Source organism: uncultured Lamprocystis sp. (genome assembly GCF_903933125.1).
In the GTDB taxonomy this organism is placed as follows: Bacteria; Pseudomonadota; Gammaproteobacteria; order Chromatiales; family Chromatiaceae; genus Thiodictyon.
On sequence record NZ_CAIZIZ010000119.1, the window covers coordinates 1 to 3005 of the forward strand.

A 3005-nucleotide genomic window follows, 5' to 3' on the forward strand; every position below is an offset into this window, starting at 1 on the left:
GGTTCGGGGTTCGGGGTTCGGGGTTCGGGGTTCGGGGTTCGGGGTTCGGGGTTCGGGGTTCGGGGTTCGGGGTACGGGATCGGGGTTCGGGGTTCGGTCTGCTGAACCCTGCACCCTGCACCCTGCACCCTGCACCGGGTTCAGGATGCAGGGTTGGTCTTTCTCAAGGATGCTCGGAGGGCGTTCAGCATCCGACCGATTTCGGCCGTCGCGGACAGGATATGCCCTTCCTGATCGATGTTCAGAAAACCGAAGCGCCGGGCAAGCTCTGTCTGGGTCTCCAATTCCAGGAGCGAACCGTAGGCAATTGCCACAAAACGTGCATAATCCTTGCCGCCACGCCCGTAACCCTCGGCGATGTTCGAGGGAATTGATACCGCCGCACGCCGCATCTGGGAAACGAGGCCATAAACCTCGTCGCGTGGAAACGAGGTCGTGGTCTGATATACCGCGCCCGCCAAATCCATCGCCAGATGCCAAACCCGCAGACTCCGATGACCACGATCAGTCACGGCAAGAGATCCTCCCAGCTTCACTAAATCGAAAGGTTATCACTGATCCGCGCCGTGAACGCGGTGCAGGGGTCAGGGGTCCGCAGACCGAACCCCGCACCCCGCACCCCGCACCCCGAACCCTGCACCCCGAACCCCGAACCCTAAAAAATCTTCGGCCGATAGTTATGCTCGGCGTCCAGCACACCCATGAACCGCAGGCCCGCGGCGCCGTCCAGCTCGCCGGGGTAGAACAGGACGGCGGGAACCTGGACCTTGCCCTTGAGCTGCTCCAGCAGCGCTGAAGTGCGGTACATAGGAAAGAGGGCACCGGCGCGCACAATGAACACCAGGTCGCGCAGGGGGTCGGCGTCACTGGGGATGCGGCGGGCGACCAGTTCGTCCAGGGGTTGGTACTCGCTCAGGATCTGGAAGATGGTGTCGACCGTGACCTCCAGGCCCACTGATTTTTCGGCGTCGATGAGTGCCGCGGGCCCCATGCCTTCCGCTTCCAGGGCCGCGCAGAGGCATTCGGCCAGCGAGATGACCGTGACCCGTTTGCCCAACTGTTCCAGTCGCGTGCGCAACAGCGAGACCTGCCGGCGGACGCCAAACTCCTCCTCCGGTGGATAGCGGAAGATGGCATAGGGCATGTCGTGGTAGGCGCTGAGCTGCTGCCGGGGGTCCGGCTGCTTCAGCACCGGTTCGAGTTGCTGGGTCAGGCGCGCCTTCCAGTCGGGCATCAGCCGATCTCCCTCACGTACTCGGCCGCGGATGCCGCCGGCAGTTTGATTTGGGCGAGGCTGCCGGCGACCTCGTAGTGCAGCTTGCGGAACTGGTGCAAGCGCAGCAGCTCGCGCTCCACGTCGGCGGTGTCCATCAGGTACAGTCGCCAGTCCTCCGCATCAATAATACGCCGGGCGTTCGCCTCGCGGTCCGTCATGGCGTGCAGCAGGTACATGAAGCTCTGTTCCGGTAGGTGGTAAGAGGCAAACTCCCGTGACTGTGTGCCCGTGAGGAGCCCGAAGTCGACGGCGAGCCGCAACAGGCCTGACGCCACGCGATTGGTCGTGGCCTCGCTCCAGTTGCCGGACCATGCGATGTCTTTCTTCTTGCTCAGGCTGTACAGATACGGAAGCACATCCTCGGCGCGCAGACGGTAGGCCCCGGCGACGAATTGAGGATAGAGCCAGTGGACGAGGAAATCCCGAACGAGCAACTCGTCGCGGGTCAGGTGGTAGAGGAGCAGCGGTTGCCAGACCTCCCGGTCACACCCCGACTTGGCGAGATCCACGAGCGGGCGGTCGCGACCCGCGGGATCGAAGCGGCGGCTGACCGCCCAGGACACATTCTGCGCCCAATTGGCACTCTTGGCGCCGATGGTGTTTTCCTCGCGAGCGCGTTTGAGATTGTCGGTTTTCGAGGCGGCGTAGTCCCAGCCACAGAAAACCGCGTAGGTTTCATCGATCAGGGATCCTTTGATGGCCAGGCAGGAAGAGACCTTGAATCGAGCCCCCATGCTCAGTCCTCGAGCCGCGCATAGGGGATCGCCGGGTTACCGCGCTCGCCTCTGGCGAAGCCGGCCGCCAGTAGCGTGATGACTTCGTCGCTCGGCCGGTAGGTTCCGGACAAGAGCACCGACCTGCCCTCGGCCGACCGACGCAGCTTGGCGACCGCGTCGAGGTGGCTTTGATCGACGAGACCAAACGCGACGAGTTCCGCCAGCAGGTCTTTCTGGCCCGCCGCCGCCAGCGTCTCGAAGAAGGCGCCCCACCGCGCTCCCTGGTCCAACCAGTCCTGCCAGTGCGCTTCGAACTGATCTTCAATCTCCGCGGGGAGATGCCAGAGTGTCATGCACCCCGGCGGATCGAAGATCTCCTGGCAACGGCTGCGCGCAACCGCAAAAGCGATCCGGGCCTGCGCAAAATAGTGAGTCGACGGGAAACCGCGCTTGAGCGCCAGCGCGCCATGGCGGCCGAGGATGCTCTTGGTGTTCCACCAGCCGGCCGCGTCCATCTCCCCGTGGCGAGCGACCGTCAGCCGGAGTTTGAGCAGCCGCTCGAAATCGACGGAGACCCAGGGTTCAGTCGGCATTGGATAGGCGTCTCTTCGTGGTCTACGATCAGAGCGCAGCACAGGCAAGCGATCTCGGCTTGCAGTGTGCTACCGGGAACAAAACCCTACCATTGCATCCTTAATCAAGCAATCGCGGTGTTCTCCAATGCTTAGCGGACAAGCATTGGCCCCGATCTGCAAAACGCGTCTGCTGAACGTTCAAAGGCCACCCCGATGGACCTTTGGGTGAGGGTTCCCAGGCCAGACCAAGCCGAAGGTCAAATGACTTGGGAGATCTCACGGCGGAAATAGAATTTGCCGATGCCGTCGCGGCTGGGTGCGTGGATCCTTTAGCGGTTGTCGGCAGCGGGCTCGGGCTGCGCAAGCGGGCGTTGATCATTAATCCGGCCAGATCCAAGCCAGCACACGTCGCGGCCGCGGGCCGCTCCTACCGTAGGA

4 protein-coding genes are annotated in these 3005 nt (G+C 63.2%); all 4 read right to left on the minus strand.

The genetic code is table 11. The features are described 5' to 3' along the window. Positions 1-140: 140 nt before the first annotated feature. The 4 genes from QZY03_RS05345 to QZY03_RS05360 all read right to left on the minus strand — a co-directional run bounded on the left by QZY03_RS05345 (position 141) and on the right by QZY03_RS05360 (position 2585). On the minus strand, positions 141-512 hold the full coding sequence (locus QZY03_RS05345; RefSeq protein ID WP_295578799.1) for a four helix bundle protein: 372 nt from the start codon (positions 510-512) through the stop codon (positions 141-143). Between the two features lie 143 nt (positions 513-655). Then, entirely contained in the window at positions 656-1234 is a 579-nt protein-coding gene (locus tag QZY03_RS05350) for a BREX protein BrxB domain-containing protein (protein WP_295578801.1), read from the minus strand. Continuing rightward, positions 1234-2010: a BrxA family protein gene (locus QZY03_RS05355; protein ID WP_295578803.1), complete on the minus strand. Its 777-nt coding sequence runs from the start codon at positions 2008-2010 to the stop codon at positions 1234-1236. The genes QZY03_RS05350 and QZY03_RS05355 overlap by 1 nt, the downstream gene beginning before the upstream one ends. A 2-nt stretch (positions 2011-2012) precedes the next feature. After that, the gene (locus tag QZY03_RS05360; RefSeq protein WP_295578805.1) at positions 2013-2585 is read right to left on the minus strand and encodes a BrxE family protein; all 573 of its coding nucleotides are present in this window, start codon (positions 2583-2585) and stop codon (positions 2013-2015) included. Positions 2586-3005: the final 420 nt, after the last annotated feature.